Source organism: Cupriavidus sp. OTU4054 (assembly GCF_038440175.1).
In the GTDB taxonomy this organism is placed as follows: domain Bacteria; phylum Pseudomonadota; class Gammaproteobacteria; order Burkholderiales; family Burkholderiaceae; genus Cupriavidus; species Cupriavidus pauculus_D.
Map to the genome: position 1 here is coordinate 52,781 of NZ_JASATF010000007.1, position 18,283 is coordinate 71,063.

Sequence of the window (18,283 nt, forward strand, 5' to 3'; positions counted from 1 at the left end):
CCAGGCGACAACCCATCATGCGCGATCATCGCATCAGCGAAGGACATCCTTTTCCCCTCGGGGCCACGTGGGACGGCAGCGGCGTCAATTTCGCGCTGTTCTCGGCGCATGCGACGCGCGTCGAGCTCTGCCTGTTCGACGCGGAGGGCAAGTCGGAGATCGAGCGCATCGAACTTCCCGAATACACCGACGAGGTCTGGCACGTGCGCGTGGACGGCCTGCGTCCGGGGACCGTATATGGATACCGCGTGCACGGGCCGTACGAGCCCGAGAACGGGCACCGCTTCAATGCGAACAAGCTGTTGCTCGACCCCTACGCCAAATCCTATATCGGGCAACTGACGTGGGACCATGCCGTGTTCGGCTACACGATCGGCGCCGAGGGCGACGACCTGACGTTCGACGAGCGCGACAGCGCGCCGTTCGTGCCGAAGTGCGTGGTCGTGGATCGGGAGTTCGGCTGGAGCCATCCGCTGGCGGCGCGCGTCCCATGGGACCGCAGCATCGTCTACGAAACCCATGTGCGCGGCTATACGATGCGCCATCCCGAGGTGCCGGAGCCCCTGCGCGGCACGTTCGACGGACTCGGGCAGCGCGCGGTCATCGACTATATCCGCAGTCTCGGCGTGACGTCGGTGGAACTGCTGCCGATTCATGCCTACCTCAACGACAGCCATCTGCTCGACAAGGGACTGACAAACTTCTGGGGCTACAACACCATCGGCTTCTTTGCGGCGGACCCGCGGTTCTTCGCGCGCAAGACGGGCGAGATCGCCGAACTCAAGCAGATGATCGACAACTACCACGAGGCAGGCCTCGAGGTGATTCTCGACGTCGTGTACAACCACACGGCCGAGGGTAACGAGCGCGGCGCGACGCTGTCGTTCCGCGGCATCGACAATGCCTCGTACTATCGGCTGATGCCCGATCAGAAGCGCTACTACATCAACGACACGGGTACCGGCAATACGCTGAACCTGTCGCATCCGCGCGTGCTGCAGATGGTGACGGACAGCCTGCGGTACTGGGTCACCGAGATGCAGGTGGATGGCTTCCGCTTCGACCTTGCCACCATCCTCGCGCGCGAGCCGAACGGTTTCGACTACGAGAGCGGCTTCCTCAAGGCGTGCGGGCAGGATCCGATCCTCTCGAGCGTGAAGCTGATCGCGGAGCCGTGGGATTGCGGTCCCGGTGGCTATCAGGTCGGCAATTTCCCGCCCGGATGGGCCGAATGGAACGACAAGTACCGCGATACCACGCGCAAGTTCTGGAAGGGCGACGAAGGCGTGGTGCCCGAACTGGCGGCGCGCATCACGGGCTCGGGCGACCTGTTCGACCATCGTGGCCGGCGTCCATGGGCAAGCGTCAACTTTCTGACCGCGCACGACGGCTTCACGCTGCACGACCTTGTGTCGTACAACGACAAGCACAACGAGGCCAATGGCGAGGACAATCGCGACGGGCACTCGGACAATCTGTCGTGGAACTGCGGCGCGGAGGGCGACACCGACGATGCGGAGATCGTCGCGCTGCGCGAGCGCCAGAAGCGCAACCTGCTCGCCACGCTGCTGCTCTCGCAGGGCACGCCGATGCTGTGCGCGGGCGACGAGTTCGGGCGGACCCAGCAGGGCAACAACAACGCGTACTGCCAGGACAACGAGATCAGCTGGGTCGATTGGGAGCGAACCGAGGAGGGCGCCGCGCTCACGGCATTCGTGCAGAACCTGATCACATTGCGTCAGGCGCTGCCCGTGCTGCGCCGCTCGCGCTTTCTCAACGGCGCGTTCGACGAGACGCTGCAGGTGGCCGATGTGCGGTGGCTGGACGCGGACGGCAACGACCTGACGGAGGCGCAATGGGGCGATGGCGCGATGCGCTGCTTCGGCCTCGTGCTCGATGGCCGCGCGCGGGCGTCCGGTATCCGCCGGGCTGCATCCGATGCCACGGTGCTGATCGTATTCAATGCGCACCACGATGTGGTCGACTACCGGTTGCCGGATATCCCGGGCACGGACCGCTGGACCTGCCTGATCGATACCAATATGCCGGTGCGCGATACGCTGCCCACGTTTACCTCGGGCGATGTGTATCAGGTCACGGGCCGCTCGCTGCTGGTGTTCTCGCTGGAGGCCAGCGGGTCCACGCAGCGCGTGTTCGAACGGCTCGAACGAGAGCTGAAGAGCTAGCGCGCGGCGCCATCCGACCCTTCCGGCGCGCTCTCGATCAGGCGCTGCAGCTGGCGCGTGGCCGTGATCTCCGCGGCAAGCCGGTCTACGGTCAGATGGCGTGCGGCGAGCCAGCGGTTCAGCGTGATGCCGCCCTGGGCATTGCTGCCGATCGACGCGCCGAACCGCACGAGCAGTTCGCCCGCCAGCGCGAGCGACGCCCTGACGCGCGAGAGCGTTTCCGACTCGAGCCGGTAGCCGGCCTCGGCGGTGATCATCATGCCCGGCTCGTCGGGGGCCACCGCGCCGTGGCGCCTGGCGCGCGGGGAGACGGCCACGAGGGCGCCGTCCACCAGCAGCATGCCGTCGCCGCTCGCGTGCCGCGCTTCCTCCGCGCTGCCGCTGAGCAGGCGGAAGGCGTCGTGGCGCAGCTTGCGCAGCAGGGTTTCCTGTGTCTCCTGACTGTCGGCGGTGGCCGTCTCGCCGTCGGATATCACACGCGGATCCACATGTAGTCGCCGCTGGCGAGGTTCTCGAACATCTCGTCGGAAGAGCCGACGATATTGTTCTGCCAATAACGGCCATGTTCGACGTAGTGGTCGACGAGTTCGCCGAGGTAGGCGCCGTCCACGTCATCGCCGAGGGGAACGCGCAGCAGCAGCACGATGCCGCCCGTGTCCGGGTCGAGGCCGAGCTGGGCCTGGTCCTGCGCGTAGATGGTCAGGTTGGCTTCGAGCAGCAGGCGGAAGATGCGCAGGGTGCGGCCGCTGCTGATGATGCCGTATTCGAAATTGAGGTAGATCGCCTGTGGATCTTCCTCGAAGAAGTCGATAGCGAGATCGAATCCGCTCGCGTTCAACAGGCCGGCTTCGACGATGCCGTCGGCGTCGGGAATATCGAGCTCCTCGCAGAGTTCGACGATCAGCTCGTTTCGGCGTTCCAGGCTCATGACGCGCGTGTTGCGGAAGGTTGGGAAGACAAGTGGCGGGTCCCGGAAGCCAGTGCCACCGGGACGACCGCCGTTCGGGATGCGACGATGCCGTCAACCCTGTGTGAGCGACTTTGCGTTCTTCGGCCCCGCTTCCTTCAGCTGGGCCAGCGTCGTCGCGAGGTTGATCGCGTTCATCGCCTCGGCTGCTGCCTGGATCTGCGCGATGGCGCTGGCCGTGTTGGCATCCATGCCACCTTTGGAGGCGGCATAATCGGCACCCGCGCCGACGACGCTCGCACCCGTGCCGGCATTGCTGACTTGATTAGGCATGACAAACTCCTTCGCTGTAATGGCCCGGTGGGCCGGTCGTGAGAAACGAGGCATCGGGATGACGCCCCGGTACTTCCAGGCAGCCGCGCCCGAAGGCGCGGCCGCGCTGATCGGTCAATGAGGCGTCAATCGCCCCGCAGGCGCTCGCAGACCGCCGCGGCGGCCATCAGGCCGTCCGCCACCACGCGCGCGGCGTTGCGTGCATGGGCGGCGGGCTCCGCGAGCGAGGCATCGACGATCGCCGATGCCGAGGCCTTCAGTTGTGCGATGCCGTGGGCGATGCGCGCATCCTTCGGGTTCTCGTCGATCAGCTGCACCATCTGTTCGAGCGTGCGGATCGTGTCGGGGGTCAGGCTGTTGTACATGTCGAGCTCCTGTTGATGGCTATCGCGCGGACTCGGCGAGCGTCTCGGGCGTCCGCATCTCGTCCGGAAAATTCTTGGTCCCGTCGGGCAACTGGTAGTAACGCAGGCCTTCCACATGCAGCGCCGCGTGGACATTGCGCGGCGTGTTGTCGGCTGCCTGGCCGGCGAGATCCACATCGATGCGCCGCACGGCCGTGCCGTAGTCGCCGCGAATACGTTCGATGAGCGCGCGCGCGCGGGCCGGATCGCGCACCGTGCCGCCGACGCGGAATACGCCGTCGCCGCTATAGCTGACCTCGGCGCCGGGGTCGGACAGCGAGGCGCGCAGGTCGTCGGCGATACTCGCGGCAACCGAGAGACGTACGGCGACGTGGCCGTTGTCGACCTGCGCGAGCGCGCGCCGCAGCGTCGCGGCATCGGCGGCGGTGGGCACCATGCCGCTGACGACGATGTTGTCGTCGGTGACCGACGCCTTGAGATCGCGCTGACCCGATGTCCTGAGCGCATGCTCGACCGTCGCCAGCCGCCGCTGCATCGGCGTCAGCTCCGGCGCGGGGGCCGGCGCCGGCGTTGTCACGGACGCGGAGGCCTTCGGCATGCGCGTCATCGACATCGCCATCGCGGCGCCGATGGCCGTCGTGGCCACCACCGCGCAGACGCCGATGCGCAGCCAGCGGCGGCGCGGGCGGGTCCGTGACGAAGCCGGGGCGGTGGCAGTGGATGGCGCAGGTGTCGCCGGTGCCGAGGTAGCCGGTGCCGCCGCCGCCGGCGCGGCCGCGGGGGCGGGCACCGGCGCGAACATGGCCTCCAGCAGCTTGACCTCGGCCGGCCACGGCGCATCGCCCGGCCCCACGCACAGCACGATATCGCCGCGCCGCGCCGGTACGAAATCGCCCATGACGACCGGGGTAGCGCCGACGTTGGTCGCGCTGGCGAGCGTTACCGTGCCGTCTTCCGCGAACGCGATGGTCACCGGATCGCCGTGCCAGTCGGAGATATGCACGTCGGCCTGCTCGTCGGCGCCGATGATATGGCGCCCCGGCGGCAGATCGAGCCGGGCCCCGGCGTGATAGCCGGTAAGGATGCGAAGCTGGCGCGTCATGACCGCCTCCTGTGTTGACCGAGCAGCGACTGGATGGTCGCCATGGCCTGCTTGCCGTGACGGCGCGGACCGGGCGACGACAACATCAGCAATTTCAGCGGCAGCAGCAGAAATTGCCGCTGCTGCGCTTCGTCGAGCAGTACCGACGGACGCGGCTCGATCCCCAGTTCGCGCAGGCGTTGCCGCTCGGCGACCAGTTGCGCGCGCACGCGTTCGAGCTTGCCGGGGACCATGGCCGGATCGGTGGCATCCGCCGTGCGGCCCTTGCGCACCCGCTGCGCGAGGTAGCGCAGCATGGTCTCGCGTGCCTGGCGCTCCAGTCGGCCTGCGGATGCGCCGGGCTGCTGGATCGCTGCGATCTGCGCGAGTAACATCGATTGCGCCCAGCCCGGTTGCGCAGCACCTATATCGGCATCGCGGCCGCCGGGCCGCCCCGGCGCGGAACGTTTTGCCATCTCGCGCGCGGCGGATTCGCGGAAGGCATTGCCCGCGCGCTGCTCGTGAATCTGATCGTGCAGACGCTCCTCGTCGCCATGGCCGCCCGCATTCCCTTCGTCGCCGCCGCGCTGCTTGCCAGACTGGATGACGAGCCGCTGGCGCCAGTCCTGGCGCTCGTCGGGTTCGTGCACGGCCAGCGCGTCGTCCTGCTCCTCGCCTTCCTGCTCGGGATCGTGGCTCGCGTTCGCCGCGCCGCGCCGCTTTGCATTCTTGCGGGTCATGCGCGGATGGTGGCCCTCCAGATGATGGAGTTCGATCAGCTCGCTTTCCTCATGCGCGGTGTGGCCGGACTCCATGCCTTCGGGGTCGTGCTGCACACCGCCACGGGCCCGCGCGTTACGCGCGGCACGCAGGTTCTGCGGACGCCTGGGCTGTCCCTGCGCGCGCTTGCCGTGTCCGTGCGAGCCCGGCGCCGCCGTGGCGGGCAGATCGGACGGGTCCATCGACTGGACGTAGCCGTTGACGATTCTCATGACGGGAACACCGTGCGCATGACCGCATTGGCGAATTCGAGCACAGCCGAAGCGCCCCACGGCGCGGTGGCGAGCAGTACGCCCGTGACGATGATCAGCTTGGCCACCTGCGAGATGCTCGAATCCTGCAGCGAGGTGATGGCCTGGAGGAACGAGATCAGCAGGCCGGACACCGCCGCGGTGGCGACGGCCGGCAGCGACACCATGAGGCAGACCATGAGCGCGCTGGTTGTCAGGTGGACGATGTTGTCGTAGTCCATGTCATTTGTAGGTGGAAATGAGACCGTGGATCAGCACCGACCAGCCATCCATTGCCACGAACAGCAGCAGCTTGAACGGAATGGCGACGTTGGTGGGCGTGACCTGCGACAGGCCGAGCGCCATCAGGATGTTCGCGATGACGAGGTCGATGACGATAAAGACCAGGTACAGCAGGAAGCCGATGCGGAAGGCGGCGGCCAGTTCGCTCACCGTGAAGGAGGGCGCCAGGACGAGCAGGTCGTCCTGCTTGAGCTTGTCGGCCATCTCCGGCGGCCAGATCTCCTTCGCCGATTTCATGAAGAACGCGCGGTCGCGCTCGGAGGTGTGCTTGGTCAGGAATTGCCGGAACGGTTCGCGTGCCGCATCGAACAGCACCGCGGCATTGCCGTTCTCGACGAGGCTGCCGTTCGACATCGACTGCGCGGCGTCATAGGCGGCCTGGCCGACGGGCGCCATCACGAAGCACGAGACGATCAGCGCGATGCCGTTGGTCACCATGGAAGGCGGCACCTGCTGCGCGCCGAGCGCGTTGCGCAGCAGGCCCAGCACGATGACGATCTTCGTGTACGACGTGACCACCATCGCGAGGAAGGGCAGCAGCCCCAGCGCGAGCAGCGTGATCAGCAGCGACGCGACGTTGAGATTAGTGCCCATCGACCGTGGTTTGCAAAGGTTGCACGATGCGCACGCCGAGGTTGTCGCCCACGGCCACCAGTTGTCCGCTTGCTACCGTGTTGCCGCAGCACACGAGCTGGACGATCGCGCCATCGAGCGGCGCGGGCAGTTCGACGATGCTGCCGGGGTGCAGGGCGGCGATGGCGTCGAGCGACAGTTCGAGCGTCACGAGTTCCACGCGGACCGGTACGGTCATGGGGCCGAGATCGATGACGGGGACGTCGGCCTGGGCAGGGACGTCGGGTTTCATGGCCTGTGACGCGTCCGGCGGGAGGGCGGTATCCGGCGCGGCGTCGGCCGCGAGGTCCTGAGTATCGTGGATCATGGTCAGGGGGCTTTCGAGAATCAGGGTGCTGCCGTCGATGGAGACCGTGGCGTGCGCCTGCATGCCTTGCGCGGTGCCCCATCGCAGCGAGAGGCCATGCAGCGGCGCCCCGGCGGTGAAGGGGGCGCGCAGCGGCCAGCCGAGGAGTACGTCGCCGGCGCGGAGGCTTTGGAGGATGTCCAGGCGGAGCGTGCGGGTGGCGATGTGGAGCCGGCCGGCGATGCGGCCGGTGACGCGATGGCCTGCATGAGATCCGGGTGCATCGTCGATGCCACGGGCGAGGGCGTCGGCGAGCGACGGGTCGATGGCGTCCACGATGCATGGCATGTCGGTGCCGAGCATCAGCGACAGGCCCGACATGCTCGCCATGCCATGGGCGTCTTCGGTCACGGCGTTGCGGCCGGCGTGGCGGGCGGCATCGTGGTCGAGGTTGCGGGTGAGGTCTCTGACCACGAGCGTGCCGGTATGCGCCGGCTGCAACGCCGCAAGCCACGGCGAGAGATACAGGTTCGCCAGCGCCACACGACGCGCATCGTCGTGGTCCGCCGCGATGCTTTCGAGCGCCGGCGAGCTCGCAAGGTCGAAACGCAGCACCGCGCGTCCCGCATCCGATTCGATCACCACGCGCGCCGGATCCACGATCACGGGCTCGCGTGCCGACACCAGCAGCGTCGCCCCAAGCGGCGCCTGCCGCGCCAGCGCCGGCAGCATGCGCGACAGCCGGGCCATCGCCGGAGCATGGCGCGGCAACCTGGAGCGCAGCGTATCGACTTGGACGGTCAGGGCGGACATGATGGGCAGGTCTGCGTGGTGTGGGTGCGTTATGCGGAAACGATCGCGAGATCGACAGTGCGTCCGGTCCGGAGCGCCAGCCGCGACTTCAATGTATCGCCGTGCAAGCAGAGTAATTCACGCGATTGCGCGGATTCGCTGTGGAACCGAAGCGACAGGGCATCGGGCGAAATCGTCATCGTGAGCTGCGTATCGGGCAGGACGCGCGGGTCCGGCGTGATGGTGACCGTACGGGCGGACCCGTCGGACAGGAGGTCTCCGGCACCGCAGAACTCGACAACATCGCGTTCGAGCTGCGTGACGAAGGTGGGGGGGAAGGTGCGGGGACCGCGGTCATGGGCCTCGCTGTCGGGATTGCTGCCTCTGGCGCCCGCGCGTGGGGCGGCGACGGGGGCCAACGGCGGGCGCTGCCGGGCGAACTGGGCCACGGATCGGTCCACAAATCGACCGCCAGCAAGGCCAGCCGGTTTGACGATGCCGCCCAATCCGTCGCGCGAGGGGAATCCCGCCGCGCCGCTCGCCAGGCCCGACTCCCGCGCCTCGCCACGCAGCGGTGCGCCGGCCGAATGGCTCGTCGCGTCCGGCTTGCCACCGCCGTGCGATGTCTCGGCAGCCTCCGCATCGCGTTCCTCTGGCGCGGGCCGAGGCTCGCGGTCCGCATGTTGTCGAGCGTCGGCCCACAACGCTTCAAGCGCGTGGCGCGGCGGCTCGGCCAGCGTCGGCGCAGGGTCGGACATAGGCTCATGCCACACACCGCCCGATGGCATCACGGCCGCCGCCGCCCGCCGTTGCTGCGCATCCAGCATGCGCCGAAACCGGTTTCCAGCCTCGCGCGCCTGCGCATCGGCCGCCGCGCGGTCCTCGGACGTGGAAGCCGGCACGATCCGTACCGGCGGCATGGGAGTGGGAGTTCGGGTCATGGCGATCAGAGCGACAGGCTGCCGACCAGCTGCAGGTCGATCTCGCCGTTGAGTTCCTGAAACGAGTACACATCGAGCCGTTCGAAGCGCCGCTCGATCAACCGGCGGAAATAGCGCCGGATATCGGCCGCGGTCACCACGGCCAGCCGATCGGGCGGCCCTTCGCCGTTGGGACCGTTCGCGAGTTTCTCCAGTCGCTGCAGGATCATCTCGATCACGCGCGGCTCCAGCGTCAGGAAGTTGCCGGCCGGCGTCGGCTTGATCGACTGCCGAATCGTCTGCTCGAGCTCCTGGTCCAGCACGATGGCCGGCAACTGACGCGACCCACGCGTGGCACGGTGCGCGATCATCCGGCCCAGGTCGCTGCGCACGTATTCGGTCAGCATCACGAGATCCTTCTCCTTCGGGCCCCATGCGACGAGGCTTTCCAGAATCGAACGGATATCGCGAATCGGAATCTGCTCCTCCAGCAGCCGCCGGAGCACGTCGGCGATCTTCTGCACGGGAAGCGCCTTCTGCGCTTCGGACACGAGTCCCGGATACGTCTCGGTAATCCGCTCGAGAATCCACTGCGCTTCCTGCACGCCGATAAACAGCCGGGCCTCGCGCCGCAGCGTCTCCACCGCGTGTTCGGCGATGCGCGCCTCGCGTTCCTCCTCGGGCGTCTTGTTGCCGGCCGCGTCGAGGTCGCCCGACGCCACGGGCACGTCGTGGACGAGCACGTCGTAGGTCAGTCCCGCCAACTGCTCGTCCCCCCAGAACACGATGCCCGGAAAGGGCAGGCCGAGTTCCTCGGCCACGATGCGGCGCCCGGTCTCGAACGCCTGGTCGAGCTTCTCCAGGTCGAGCTTGTCGGCCAGATCGCGCGACAGCTTGACCGCAAGCGGCGCGGCAAACGCCGGCGCATTGCGCAGGATGCTGCCGGTATCCTGCTTGGCGCCCTCGCGCTGTAGCGACGTCAGCGCTTCGTCGGCATCGTTGTTGCGCCGCAGGGCGGCGCGGCGCACCGCATGGCCGCCACCGTAGAGGCCGCCAGCCAGCAGCAGGAAGATCGTCGACGGAAAGCCGGGCACCAGCGCAAAGCCGGCAAGCAGGACAGAGGCGGTGGAGAGCGCGCGCGAGCTCGTCGACAGCTGCGCAAGAATTTCCATGCCCAGCGAACGCGGTTTCTCGTGCTCCTTGGAGACGCGCGTGATCATGATGCCGGCCGCCACCGAGATCAGCAGCGAGGGAATCTGCGACACCATGGCGTCACCGATCGACAGCACCGAGAAGCGCGAGGCCGCCTCGGCGGCGGACATCCCGTGGTAGCTCGTGCCGATGACGATACCGGCCACGATATTGACCATCGTGATGACGAGACCCGCGATGGCATCGCCCTTGACGAACTTCATCGCGCCATCCATGCCGCCGTGCAGCTGGCTCTCGATGGCCAGCATCTCGCGGCGCTCGCGCGCTTCGTCGGCGGTCATGTTGCCGGCACGTACATCGGCGTCGATACTCATCTGCTTGCCGGGCATCGCATCGAGCGTAAAGCGCGCGCCGACCTCGGCCACGCGCTCCGAGCCCTTGGCGATCACGATGAACTGCACGGTCGTGATGATCAGGAACACCACGAGGCCCACCACCAGATTCCCCCCGACCACGAGCTGGCCGAAGCTCTCGATGATGTGCCCGGCATCGGCCTTGAGCAGAATGGACTTGGTGGAGGCGATGTTCAGCGACAGCCGGAACAGCGTGGTGAACAGCAGCAGCGAGGGGAATGCCGAGAGCGACGTGGCGCTTGGCACGTACATCGTGGCCGTCAGCAGGATCACGCTGAGCATGATGTTGATGGACAGCAGGGTGTCGATGACGATCGTCGGCAGCGGCAGGATCATCAACGCCACGATGGCGACGATCAGCGCGGCGATGCTGAACTCGCCGGAATAGTCCTTCAGGACGGAGTTTGCCGTCGCGGCTTGTGACGCGCGTGGATTGGACATGTCAGTGGACCTCGGGTTGGTCGTGGGCATCGGCCGCGGGGGTGAGTTGCGCAACCCATGCGAGCACTTCGGCGACGGCTTCGAACAGCGGTTCTGGCACGGCCTGCTCGAGCGGAACGGTGTAGAGCGCGCGCGCGAGCGGCGGCGCGGGGACGATCGGCACGCCGCACGCTTCCGCGCGTTCCCGAATGGCCAGCGCATCGGCATCGACGCCCTTGGCGATCACGCGCGGCAGGCCGTGTTCCTCCGCCACGTAGCGAATCGCCACGGCATAGTGGGTGGGGTTGACGACGACGGCGTTGGCCTGCTCGACGTTGGCGACGGGGCCGTTGGCAATTTCGCGCGCAATGGACTTGCGCTTGGACTTGATCTCGGGATTCCCTTCGGATTCCTTGAACTCGCGCTTGACCTCGTCCTTCGACATGCGGTGCTCGCGGATAAACAGCCAGTACTGCAGGCCATAGTCGGCCGCGCCGATCAGCAGGAACAGCACGCCGGCCGCGGCGATAAAGCGCCACAGCAGGATCCATATCACCGCGACCACGTCGGCCACCGACTGGTAGGCCAGCGCGGCCGTGGTCGGCAGCAGCAGCATCGTCAGCTTGATGAGCACGGCCACCAGGATCGCGGCCTTGAGCACCATCTTGACCAGATCGAGCAGCGAGCGCAGCGAGAACAGCTTCTTGATGCCGGCGGCCGGGTTGATCGCGTCGAGCTTCAGTTCGACCGACTTGAACGACACGTTGAAGCCCGTCTGGGCGACGAGCGCGGCGGCCGGCAGGACGATGGCCACGCCCAGCAGCGGCAGCAGCACCCATCCGGCCTCGATGCTCACCGCGATGAGGAAGGCACCGATGTCGAACCTTGGCGAGGCGATGCGGCCCACGTCGAGCGCCACATGCATGAGGTTGCGCAGGTGCTCGCCCATGAAGCCGGCCGCGCCGGACATGGCGGCGCCCGCGCCGATCAGCAGCGCGCCGGCCGCCAGATCGGTACTCTTGGGCGACTTGCCCTCGCGCTTGGCATCGTCGAGCTTCTTGTGTGTCGGGGCTTCGGTCTTTTCGTCGGACATGATGCGCGCGATGGAATCGCTCAGGCTGGCAACGCTGGCGATGGTGCGCGGGTGGCGGCCGGCGCGGGCGAGCCGAACCGAAGCGGCGCGGCGGCGGGCGAAGCGGGCGGTGCGGCTTCGGCTCCGGCGTGCTGTCTTCGCATGCGGACCGGTGGGTCCGGCGGCCTGCGCCCACACTCCAGTCCCAGATTCCGCCCCGCTGGAGACCATCGTGCTCGACATGACCGAATGCCCGGATTCCCTCGTATCCGCCCTGATCGAACTGCTCGTCACGAGCGTGAACAAGCAGTACAACCACGAGGCGGAGCGACTGCTGTCGGCCCTGCACGTGATGCGGCCGCGCTTCCGTGAGCTGCATATCTACGACGTCTGGCTCATGATGGGCCGCAAGCGTTACGACGACGCGGCCCGCACGCTGCGCGACCTCGAGTCGCAGACGCTGCAGGCACCGTTCAATGCCTACGTGGCGGCGCTGCTGGCCACGTGCCTGTTCTCGCTGCGGGACCCGGGCTGGCAGATGTTCGCCAACCAGGTGCTGGCGGGCGAGGAGGATCCCGAATCCGTGCGGCTCGTCAATCTGCTGATGGGACGCAAGGAAGAGGAGGGCGCCCCCCGTGCCCTGACGACGACGGCCGAGCGTTCGGCGGATCGTTCCCCTTACTCCACCACCCACTTCCTGCGCGTCTGAGCGCCCGAGGAGAGCCCAGCATGTCCATGATCGATCCTTCCATCGGTGCCATTCAGGCCATCGGCGCCATCGACGGTCCGTCGCGCGTGGCGCCGGCCGCGGCGGCGAGCGCTTCCGGGCCGTTCCCGCCGAACGGCGTCGGTACCGGCGATGCGGCCAGCGTGTCGAAGACGGCCGTGCCGCCGGCCTCGCCCGAGTCCGAGGCACGCTTTCGCCAGTTGCTGGACCGCGCCGCGTCCGATATGCAGACGCGCAGCCTCGAGGCCAGCCCGGCACAGCGGCCGTCGGCGATCACGGAGATCGTCGGGGCGCAGGACGACATGTTCAATCAGCTGCAGCATCGCGTGCAGGCCTTCCAGGAGGCGGCGCCCACGATGGATCAGCGCGAGATGACCGCGCAGATGGTGCAGCTGCAGTACCACATGGCCGATGCGATGGCGCGTCTCGAGCTTGGGGTCGGCTTTGCGCAGGGTGGCAAGAGCGCGGTCCAGAACCTGATGAAGAACCAATAGCGATCATGGCCACCGCGACCCTGCGTCTCCTCCTCGGGCTTGCGCTCGCGCTGCTGCTGACGGGCTGCAACAAGCAGCTTTACTCGCAGCTGAACGAGAACGAGGTGGACGAGATGATGAGCGTGCTGTTCGACGCCGGCCTGCATCCGGACAAGGAAACGCCCGACAGCGGCAAGACCTGGACGGTCACGGTGCCGGGCGACGATTTTCCCGATGCGATGAAGGCGCTGCGCGCGCATGGGCTGCCGCGCGAGAAGTACTCGAATCTCGGCGACATGTTCAAGAAGGAAGGGCTGATCTCCACGCCGACCGAGGAGCGGGTGCGGTTTATCTATGGGGTGTCGCAGCAGCTGTCGGCGGTGCTGTCGCGCGTGGACGGGGTGTCGTTCGCGAGTGTGCAGATCGTGTTGCCGAATAACGATCCGCTGTCGAATGTGGTCAAGCCGTCGTCGGCGGCGGTGTTTATCAAGTATCGGCCGAACACGGATGTGGCGTCGCTGTTGCCGAGTATCAAGAATCTGGTGATGCATAGCGTGGAGGGGCTGACGTACGAGAACGTGAGCGTGACGTTTATTCCGGCGGAGGTGCAACGCACGGTGCGGCGGAAGTCGTCGATGTCGTGGGTGTGGCTCGGTATCGGGGCGGCCGTGCTGGTGGCGCTTGGCGCTGGCGGGTTCCTGTTACGCGACCGGATCGCCGCGGCGGTGTCCGATCGCCGCCGGGGCACGCGCGCCCGGCCGGCTGCCGGGGCAGCGACATGAGCGAGGTGGCACTCCCTGTCGAGGCCGACTCCGAAGGCGCTCGCCCGGCTGACGTGCCGGCCGACGCCGGACACGGCATCCAAGTCGGCGCCGGGCGTGCCCCCCAGGCCGGCGTTGCCGGCGGTATCCAAGCTGGCGCTCGGCTCGACCCGGGATCGGGTGCCTGCGCCGGCGCGCCCGCCGAGTTCCCGTTGGCTGCGCCCGCCGAGCTCGCGCTGGCGATGGTTGCGCTGCGCGCCTACGCGGCGCGGCTGGGTGAGGGCCTGGGGGCCGGCCGGGGCGGGCGCGCGCAGCGCTGGACCCGGGCCGCGTTGCTGCCCCGCGCGGTGCCGGCCGAGGCGTTCCTGCGGCCCGTGGCGCGGCTCTGCGTCGCGGAGCCCGGGCGGCGGCGGCAGGTGCTGGTACTGCGCGCGCTATTTGCCCGACGGTCCGCCGTCCGGCGCTGCATCGACCGTGCAAGCCTGTCCGCCATGGGCATCGCTGTTGGCGGTGCCGCCCTCCTGACGCAGCTTCGCGGCGCGGCTGCTGACGACGGCGAGACGGCACTGGCCTTGCCCGCGACCCTCGACGCGGACACACTGGCCGCCGACGGCCTCGCCCGCCTCGTCGCCGGCGAGCCCGCCGCAGCCGAGCTTGCCGCCCTCGCGGGCTATCCGAGCGGGCCCGCCCCCGCGGGCTATTCGCAAGGGCAAGACGGCCAGCATCTTGCCGCAGGCAACGCCCCATCCGCTCGGCTGCATCAAGACGCGACCCTGGAAGCGACCCGAACGGAGAACGAGCGATTCTTTCAACGTCTGTCGCAATGGATGCCGGAGCAACCATGATCGTCTGGCTCGACCGCAAGCACCGCTACCCGACCGGCGTCGGCATAGAAGCCGACGTCCTGCGCGCCGACGAGTACGCCGCCGTCCTGTCGATCGACGACGCGCTCGCCCGCGCGGAAGCGCAGGCGCGCGCGATCGTCGGCGACGCCCACTCGCAGGCCGCATCGATCCGGCACGCGGCCACCGAAGACGCCCACGCCACCGACGCCGCCGCACAGGCCCGCTGGGAAGCCGCCGCAGCGGAAGGCTACGAAGCGGGCCTGCAACGCGCGCTCGACGAGGCCAACGCCGTCATGCTGCGCGAGGCAAACGATGCCTACACGGCAATGGCCAGCGCCCAGGCGCGCCTCGCGCATCTGGTGATGGCGGCCGTAGAGCGCGTGGTCTGCGAAAGCGACCGCGATGCGCTGTTCGCGCGCGTCACCCTGCGGCTCCAGCGCCTCATCGACGAAGCATCGTTCGTCGTGCTGACGGTCCACCCCGACGACGTCGCGCGCGCACGCGAAGCGCTGAGCCTGCTGCGCGACACAGTAGGCCGCCAGGCCGCCCTCGACGTCGTGCCCGACGCCAGCGCCCCCGCCGGCAGTTGCCGCTGCGAATGGGACAACGGCGTCTTCGTGACGAGCCTCGAGGAGGAGATGGCATCGCTGCGCCGGCTGCTCGAGCGCGAACTCATGGCCGTGCCCGCATCGGGGCAGGAAGCCTCGGCGGAGGACGAGATGCCGCCCGCCGATGACGATCCGCACGACGACCATATGGTCTACCGAGAGGCCGCCGCATGAGCACGATCCTCGATTTCGCCGACCGGATCGACCGGGCCCTGGCCTCCACCGAAGGCGGCGCGCGCTACGGCAAGATCGTGGAAGTCACCGGCACGCTGCTCCACGTCGGCGGCCTCGACGCCTCGCTCGGCGAGATCTGCGAACTGCGCGCCCCCTCCGGCGCGCTGCTCCAACGCGCCGAAGTCGTCGGCTTCAGCCGCCGCATGCTCCTGCTGGCACCGTTCGGCAATACGGTCGGCCTCTCGCGCGCCACGCGCGTGGTCGGCAGCGGCCGCGCGCTGGCCATCGGCGTCGGCAACGGCCTGCTCGGCCGCGTGATCGACGGCCTGGGCGAGCCCATCGACGGCCTCGGCCCCATCGACGCCACGCACCACGTCCCGGTGTTCGCCAACGCCCCCGACCCCATGCGCCGCAAGCTGATCGATACCGCCATCGCCACCGGCGTGCGCGCCATCGACGGCCTGATGACGCTCGGCGAGGGCCAGCGCCTGGGCATCTTCGCGCCGGCCGGCGTCGGCAAGAGCACGCTGCTCGGCATGCTCGCTCGCGGCACCGACTGCGATATCAGCGTCATCGTGCTCATCGGCGAACGCGGCCGCGAAGTCCGCGAGTTCATCGAACTGATCCTCGGCGAAGCCGGCATGCGCCGCACGGTCGTCGTGTGCGCCACCTCGGACCGCTCGTCGATCGAACGCGCCAAGGCCGCATACGTCGGCACCGCCGTGGCCGAGCACTTCCGCGACCAGGGCCTGCGCGTGCTGCTGATGATGGACTCTCTCACCCGCTTTGCCCGCGCCCAGCGCGAGATCGGCCTCGCCGCCGGCGAGCCCCCCACACGCCGTGGCTTCCCGCCTTCGATCTTCGCGGAACTGCCGCGCCTGCTCGAACGCGCCGGCACCAGCGACGTGGGCTCGATCACCGCGCTCTACACGGTGCTTGCCGAAGACGAAAGCGGCAGCGATCCCGTGACCGAGGAAGTCCGGGGCATTCTCGACGGCCACCTGATCCTCTCGCGCGACATCGCCGCCCGGAACCGATACCCGGCCATCGACATCCTCAACAGCCTCAGCCGCGTCATGCCGCTCGTGGCGACCCCCGACCATATGGCCGGCGCGGGCCGCATGCGCAAGCTGCTGGCACGCTACGCGGAAGTCGAGACCCTGCTGCAGGTCGGCGAATACCAGAGCGGCAACGACCCGCTGGCCGACGAGGCCATCGCACGCCACGACGAACTGGAGGCGTTTCTCGGCCAAGGCACGCAGGAACACGCCGAGGCATTCGAGACGGCCAATATCGTCATGGCCTACGCCGGTCAATGAGCCGCGAGCTGCGCGCATGGCGCGCCGTGCTGATCGTGAAGGTACGCGCCGTGGAGCGCGCCAACGAGGCGCTGCTCGCCCGCCGCGCGGAACTGCGCGAACGCGAAGCCGCCGTGGCGGCCGCCCGCGACGCCCGCGCGCAGGCCCAGTCGAGGCTCGATGCCGGCCGCGGGGAGCTCGCGCGGCTGCTGACTTCGCGCGACATGGTCCCGGCTTCGTATCTGATGCATGTGGCCTACCTGCGTTACCTCGAAGATGAACTGAAGGCCGCCGACCAGGCGATCGAGGTCGCCGAACGCTATCGCGTCTCCGCGCAGCAGAAGGTCGATGCCGCGCAACGCGCGATGTCGCGCGCGGAAACCTCGCGCGATACCTGCCAGGCGCGCCTGCAGGCCCTGATCGATGCCGCGCAGCGCGCGGCGGAAGCCGCGCTCGACGAAGAAGCCTCCGAGACCGCGGCCGCGCGCGTGCATGCCCGGCGGACGCGGAACGCCGCGCGCCACGCCTGAGCCGCGTCACCCCTAACTCCACTCTCCGTACGGAACATCGCGATGGATGCCAATACGATCGGCTCGCTGCTCGCGTTCAACACGCAGGCCCACGGGCTGCTGTTCCTGATCGCGCTCTCCGGCATGCGCGTCACGACGATCTTCCTCGTGCTGCCGGCCATGTCGTCGCAGGCCGTTCCCGGTGCCGTGCGTGCGGGCGCGTGCTATCTGATGACGTGGTTCATCGCGGCGGGGCAGTCGCCCTCGGCGTTCGAGCACCTGACCGTCCCCGACATGCTGCTGCTGACGATGAAGGAAGCCTTTATCGGCCTCATGATCGGCTATCTCGCCTCCATCATCTTCTGGATCGCGGAAGCGGCCGGCACGCTGATCGACGACCTCGCGGGGTTCAACAACGTGCAGATGACCAACCCCATGCACGGCGAGCAGAGCACGCCGGTGTCGTCGCTGCTCGTGCAGCTGACGATCACGCTGTTCCATATCTCGGGAGGCATGACGGTGCTGCTGGGCGTGTTGTTCGAGTCGTACCGCTGGTGGCCGCTGGTCTCCGCCGCGCCCGATCTCGGAAACGCCGCGGCATCGCTCGCCATCGATCAAGGCAACGGCATGCTGGCCACGGCGGTGAAAATCTGCGCGCCGATCATGCTCGCGCTCGTGCTCATCGACGTGGGCCTCTCCATCGTGGGGCGCGCCGCGGGCAAGCTCGAACCGAACTCGCTGAGCCAGCCGCTGCGCGGCATCATCGGCGTGCTGCTGCTCGTCGCGATGATCGGTGCCATCTCCGTGCAGGTCCGCGACGCGATCCACTTCACGGGCTTCTCCAGCCTGCTCGAGAAACTTCGCAACTGATCTCCGACGACAGCGCCATGCGCGAACGAACATCGCGCGAAGAAATTCATCGCGTAAAAATTGAGAATTGCGTGTGAGTTTCTTGAGTTTGATGCGTGGGCTTCTTCGCTATCGTTGTTTCAACTTCTGCTGACACGGAAGTCGC

The 18,283-nt window shown here is 68.0% G+C and carries 21 protein-coding genes; 9 read left to right on the forward strand and 12 right to left on the reverse strand.

What is annotated here, in order from left to right; all coding sequences use genetic code 11:
* Nucleotides 1-17: 17 nt before the first annotated feature.
* Nucleotides 18-2,186, forward strand: a complete 2,169-nt coding sequence (gene glgX, locus AAHB16_RS10835) for a glycogen debranching protein GlgX (RefSeq protein WP_150377223.1) — start codon at nt 18-20, stop codon at nt 2,184-2,186.
* On the opposite strand, the gene AAHB16_RS10840 is transcribed toward glgX, so the two are convergent.
* The 12 genes from AAHB16_RS10840 to sctU form a co-directional block, all read right to left on the reverse strand.
* A complete protein-coding gene (locus AAHB16_RS10840; RefSeq protein WP_150377224.1) occupies nt 2,183-2,662 on the reverse strand; it encodes a hypothetical protein in 480 nt (159 codons plus the stop codon). The genes glgX and AAHB16_RS10840 overlap by 4 nt on opposite strands.
* Entirely contained in the window at nt 2,659-3,114 is a 456-nt protein-coding gene (locus AAHB16_RS10845; RefSeq protein ID WP_150377225.1) for a CesT family type III secretion system chaperone, read from the reverse strand. Before AAHB16_RS10845 ends, AAHB16_RS10840 begins: the two co-directional genes overlap by 4 nt.
* Before the next feature lie 93 nt (nt 3,115-3,207).
* Nucleotides 3,208-3,426, reverse strand: a complete 219-nt coding sequence (locus AAHB16_RS10850; RefSeq protein ID WP_150377226.1) for a hypothetical protein — start codon at nt 3,424-3,426, stop codon at nt 3,208-3,210.
* A 125-nt stretch (nt 3,427-3,551) separates the two neighbouring features.
* On the reverse strand, nt 3,552-3,791 hold the full coding sequence (locus tag AAHB16_RS10855) for a hypothetical protein (protein WP_150377227.1): 240 nt from the start codon (nt 3,789-3,791) through the stop codon (nt 3,552-3,554).
* Nucleotides 3,792-3,810: 19 nt separating this feature from the next.
* Nucleotides 3,811-4,893, reverse strand: a complete 1,083-nt coding sequence (gene hrpD5, locus AAHB16_RS10860) for an HrpD5 family protein (RefSeq protein ID WP_342050845.1) — start codon at nt 4,891-4,893, stop codon at nt 3,811-3,813.
* Nucleotides 4,890-5,864 (reverse strand): hypothetical protein, encoded by a 975-nt coding sequence (locus tag AAHB16_RS10865; protein WP_342050846.1) that lies wholly within the window; start codon nt 5,862-5,864, stop codon nt 4,890-4,892. Before AAHB16_RS10865 ends, hrpD5 begins: the two co-directional genes overlap by 4 nt.
* Nucleotides 5,861-6,124, reverse strand: a complete 264-nt coding sequence (gene sctS, locus AAHB16_RS10870; protein ID WP_150377230.1) for a type III secretion system export apparatus subunit SctS — start codon at nt 6,122-6,124, stop codon at nt 5,861-5,863. Before sctS ends, AAHB16_RS10865 begins: the two co-directional genes overlap by 4 nt.
* 1 nt (nt 6,125) lies before the next feature.
* On the reverse strand, nt 6,126-6,779 hold the full coding sequence (gene sctR, locus AAHB16_RS10875) for a type III secretion system export apparatus subunit SctR (RefSeq protein ID WP_150377231.1): 654 nt from the start codon (nt 6,777-6,779) through the stop codon (nt 6,126-6,128).
* On the reverse strand, nt 6,769-7,917 hold the full coding sequence (gene sctQ / locus AAHB16_RS10880; RefSeq protein WP_342050847.1) for a type III secretion system cytoplasmic ring protein SctQ: 1,149 nt from the start codon (nt 7,915-7,917) through the stop codon (nt 6,769-6,771). The genes sctR and sctQ overlap by 11 nt, the downstream gene beginning before the upstream one ends.
* Nucleotides 7,918-7,946: 29 nt before the next feature.
* Complete coding sequence (locus tag AAHB16_RS10885) at nt 7,947-8,837, reverse strand: type III secretion HpaP family protein (protein ID WP_342050848.1); 891 nt, start codon at nt 8,835-8,837, stop codon at nt 7,947-7,949.
* A gap of 5 nt (nt 8,838-8,842) precedes the next feature.
* Nucleotides 8,843-10,822: an FHIPEP family type III secretion protein gene (locus AAHB16_RS10890; protein WP_150377234.1), complete on the reverse strand. Its 1,980-nt coding sequence runs from the start codon at nt 10,820-10,822 to the stop codon at nt 8,843-8,845.
* A gap of 1 nt (nt 10,823) precedes the next feature.
* Nucleotides 10,824-11,894: a type III secretion system export apparatus subunit SctU gene (gene sctU / locus AAHB16_RS10895; RefSeq protein ID WP_150377235.1), complete on the reverse strand. Its 1,071-nt coding sequence runs from the start codon at nt 11,892-11,894 to the stop codon at nt 10,824-10,826.
* A 220-nt stretch (nt 11,895-12,114) separates the two neighbouring features.
* Between sctU and AAHB16_RS10900 the strand changes: the two genes are divergently transcribed.
* The 8 genes from AAHB16_RS10900 to sctT are packed head-to-tail and all read left to right on the forward strand — an operon-like array spanning nt 12,115 to nt 18,138.
* A complete protein-coding gene (locus AAHB16_RS10900) occupies nt 12,115-12,582 on the forward strand; it encodes an HrpB1 family type III secretion system apparatus protein (RefSeq protein ID WP_223851829.1) in 468 nt (155 codons plus the stop codon).
* Between the two features lie 20 nt (nt 12,583-12,602).
* Nucleotides 12,603-13,094 carry a hypothetical protein gene (locus AAHB16_RS10905; protein WP_150377237.1) on the forward strand — a complete coding sequence of 164 codons (492 nt, stop codon included), beginning with the start codon at nt 12,603-12,605 and terminating at the stop codon, nt 13,092-13,094.
* A gap of 5 nt (nt 13,095-13,099) precedes the next feature.
* Nucleotides 13,100-13,855, forward strand: a complete 756-nt coding sequence (gene sctJ / locus AAHB16_RS10910; protein ID WP_342050849.1) for a type III secretion system inner membrane ring lipoprotein SctJ — start codon at nt 13,100-13,102, stop codon at nt 13,853-13,855.
* Entirely contained in the window at nt 13,852-14,679 is an 828-nt protein-coding gene (locus AAHB16_RS10915; RefSeq protein ID WP_342050850.1) for a type III secretion protein HrpB4, read from the forward strand. The genes sctJ and AAHB16_RS10915 overlap by 4 nt, the downstream gene beginning before the upstream one ends.
* Entirely contained in the window at nt 14,676-15,461 is a 786-nt protein-coding gene (gene sctL, locus AAHB16_RS10920) for a type III secretion system stator protein SctL (RefSeq protein ID WP_342050851.1), read from the forward strand. Before AAHB16_RS10915 ends, sctL begins: the two co-directional genes overlap by 4 nt.
* Nucleotides 15,458-16,780, forward strand: a complete 1,323-nt coding sequence (locus AAHB16_RS10925; protein WP_150377241.1) for a FliI/YscN family ATPase — start codon at nt 15,458-15,460, stop codon at nt 16,778-16,780. Before sctL ends, AAHB16_RS10925 begins: the two co-directional genes overlap by 4 nt.
* Nucleotides 16,777-17,289, forward strand: coding sequence for a hypothetical protein (locus AAHB16_RS10930; RefSeq protein WP_150377242.1), 513 nt, complete (start codon nt 16,777-16,779; stop codon nt 17,287-17,289). Before AAHB16_RS10925 ends, AAHB16_RS10930 begins: the two co-directional genes overlap by 4 nt.
* A gap of 42 nt (nt 17,290-17,331) precedes the next feature.
* Nucleotides 17,332-18,138: a type III secretion system export apparatus subunit SctT gene (gene sctT, locus AAHB16_RS10935; protein ID WP_342050852.1), complete on the forward strand. Its 807-nt coding sequence runs from the start codon at nt 17,332-17,334 to the stop codon at nt 18,136-18,138.
* Nucleotides 18,139-18,283 lie beyond the last annotated feature (145 nt).

Coding starts and splice junctions, on each gene's coding strand:
- glgX (WP_150377223.1), top strand. CDS start 18: ATGCGCGATCATCGCATCAGCGAAGGACATCCTTTTCCCCTCGGGGCC.
- AAHB16_RS10845 (WP_150377225.1), bottom strand. CDS start 3,114: ATGAGCCTGGAACGCCGAAACGAGCTGATCGTCGAACTCTGCGAGGAG.
- AAHB16_RS10850 (WP_150377226.1), bottom strand. CDS start 3,426: ATGCCTAATCAAGTCAGCAATGCCGGCACGGGTGCGAGCGTCGTCGGC.
- AAHB16_RS10855 (WP_150377227.1), bottom strand. CDS start 3,791: ATGTACAACAGCCTGACCCCCGACACGATCCGCACGCTCGAACAGATG.
- hrpD5 (WP_342050845.1), bottom strand. CDS start 4,893: ATGACGCGCCAGCTTCGCATCCTTACCGGCTATCACGCCGGGGCCCGG.
- AAHB16_RS10865 (WP_342050846.1), bottom strand. CDS start 5,864: ATGAGAATCGTCAACGGCTACGTCCAGTCGATGGACCCGTCCGATCTG.
- sctS (WP_150377230.1), bottom strand. CDS start 6,124: ATGGACTACGACAACATCGTCCACCTGACAACCAGCGCGCTCATGGTC.
- sctR (WP_150377231.1), bottom strand. CDS start 6,779: ATGGGCACTAATCTCAACGTCGCGTCGCTGCTGATCACGCTGCTCGCG.
- sctQ (WP_342050847.1), bottom strand. CDS start 7,917: ATGTCCGCCCTGACCGTCCAAGTCGATACGCTGCGCTCCAGGTTGCCG.
- AAHB16_RS10885 (WP_342050848.1), bottom strand. CDS start 8,837: ATGACCCGAACTCCCACTCCCATGCCGCCGGTACGGATCGTGCCGGCT.
- AAHB16_RS10890 (WP_150377234.1), bottom strand. CDS start 10,822: ATGTCCAATCCACGCGCGTCACAAGCCGCGACGGCAAACTCCGTCCTG.
- sctU (WP_150377235.1), bottom strand. CDS start 11,894: ATGTCCGACGAAAAGACCGAAGCCCCGACACACAAGAAGCTCGACGAT.
- AAHB16_RS10900 (WP_223851829.1), top strand. CDS start 12,115: ATGACCGAATGCCCGGATTCCCTCGTATCCGCCCTGATCGAACTGCTC.
- AAHB16_RS10905 (WP_150377237.1), top strand. CDS start 12,603: ATGTCCATGATCGATCCTTCCATCGGTGCCATTCAGGCCATCGGCGCC.
- sctJ (WP_342050849.1), top strand. CDS start 13,100: ATGGCCACCGCGACCCTGCGTCTCCTCCTCGGGCTTGCGCTCGCGCTG.
- AAHB16_RS10915 (WP_342050850.1), top strand. CDS start 13,852: ATGAGCGAGGTGGCACTCCCTGTCGAGGCCGACTCCGAAGGCGCTCGC.
- sctL (WP_342050851.1), top strand. CDS start 14,676: ATGATCGTCTGGCTCGACCGCAAGCACCGCTACCCGACCGGCGTCGGC.
- AAHB16_RS10925 (WP_150377241.1), top strand. CDS start 15,458: ATGAGCACGATCCTCGATTTCGCCGACCGGATCGACCGGGCCCTGGCC.
- AAHB16_RS10930 (WP_150377242.1), top strand. CDS start 16,777: ATGAGCCGCGAGCTGCGCGCATGGCGCGCCGTGCTGATCGTGAAGGTA.
- sctT (WP_342050852.1), top strand. CDS start 17,332: ATGGATGCCAATACGATCGGCTCGCTGCTCGCGTTCAACACGCAGGCC.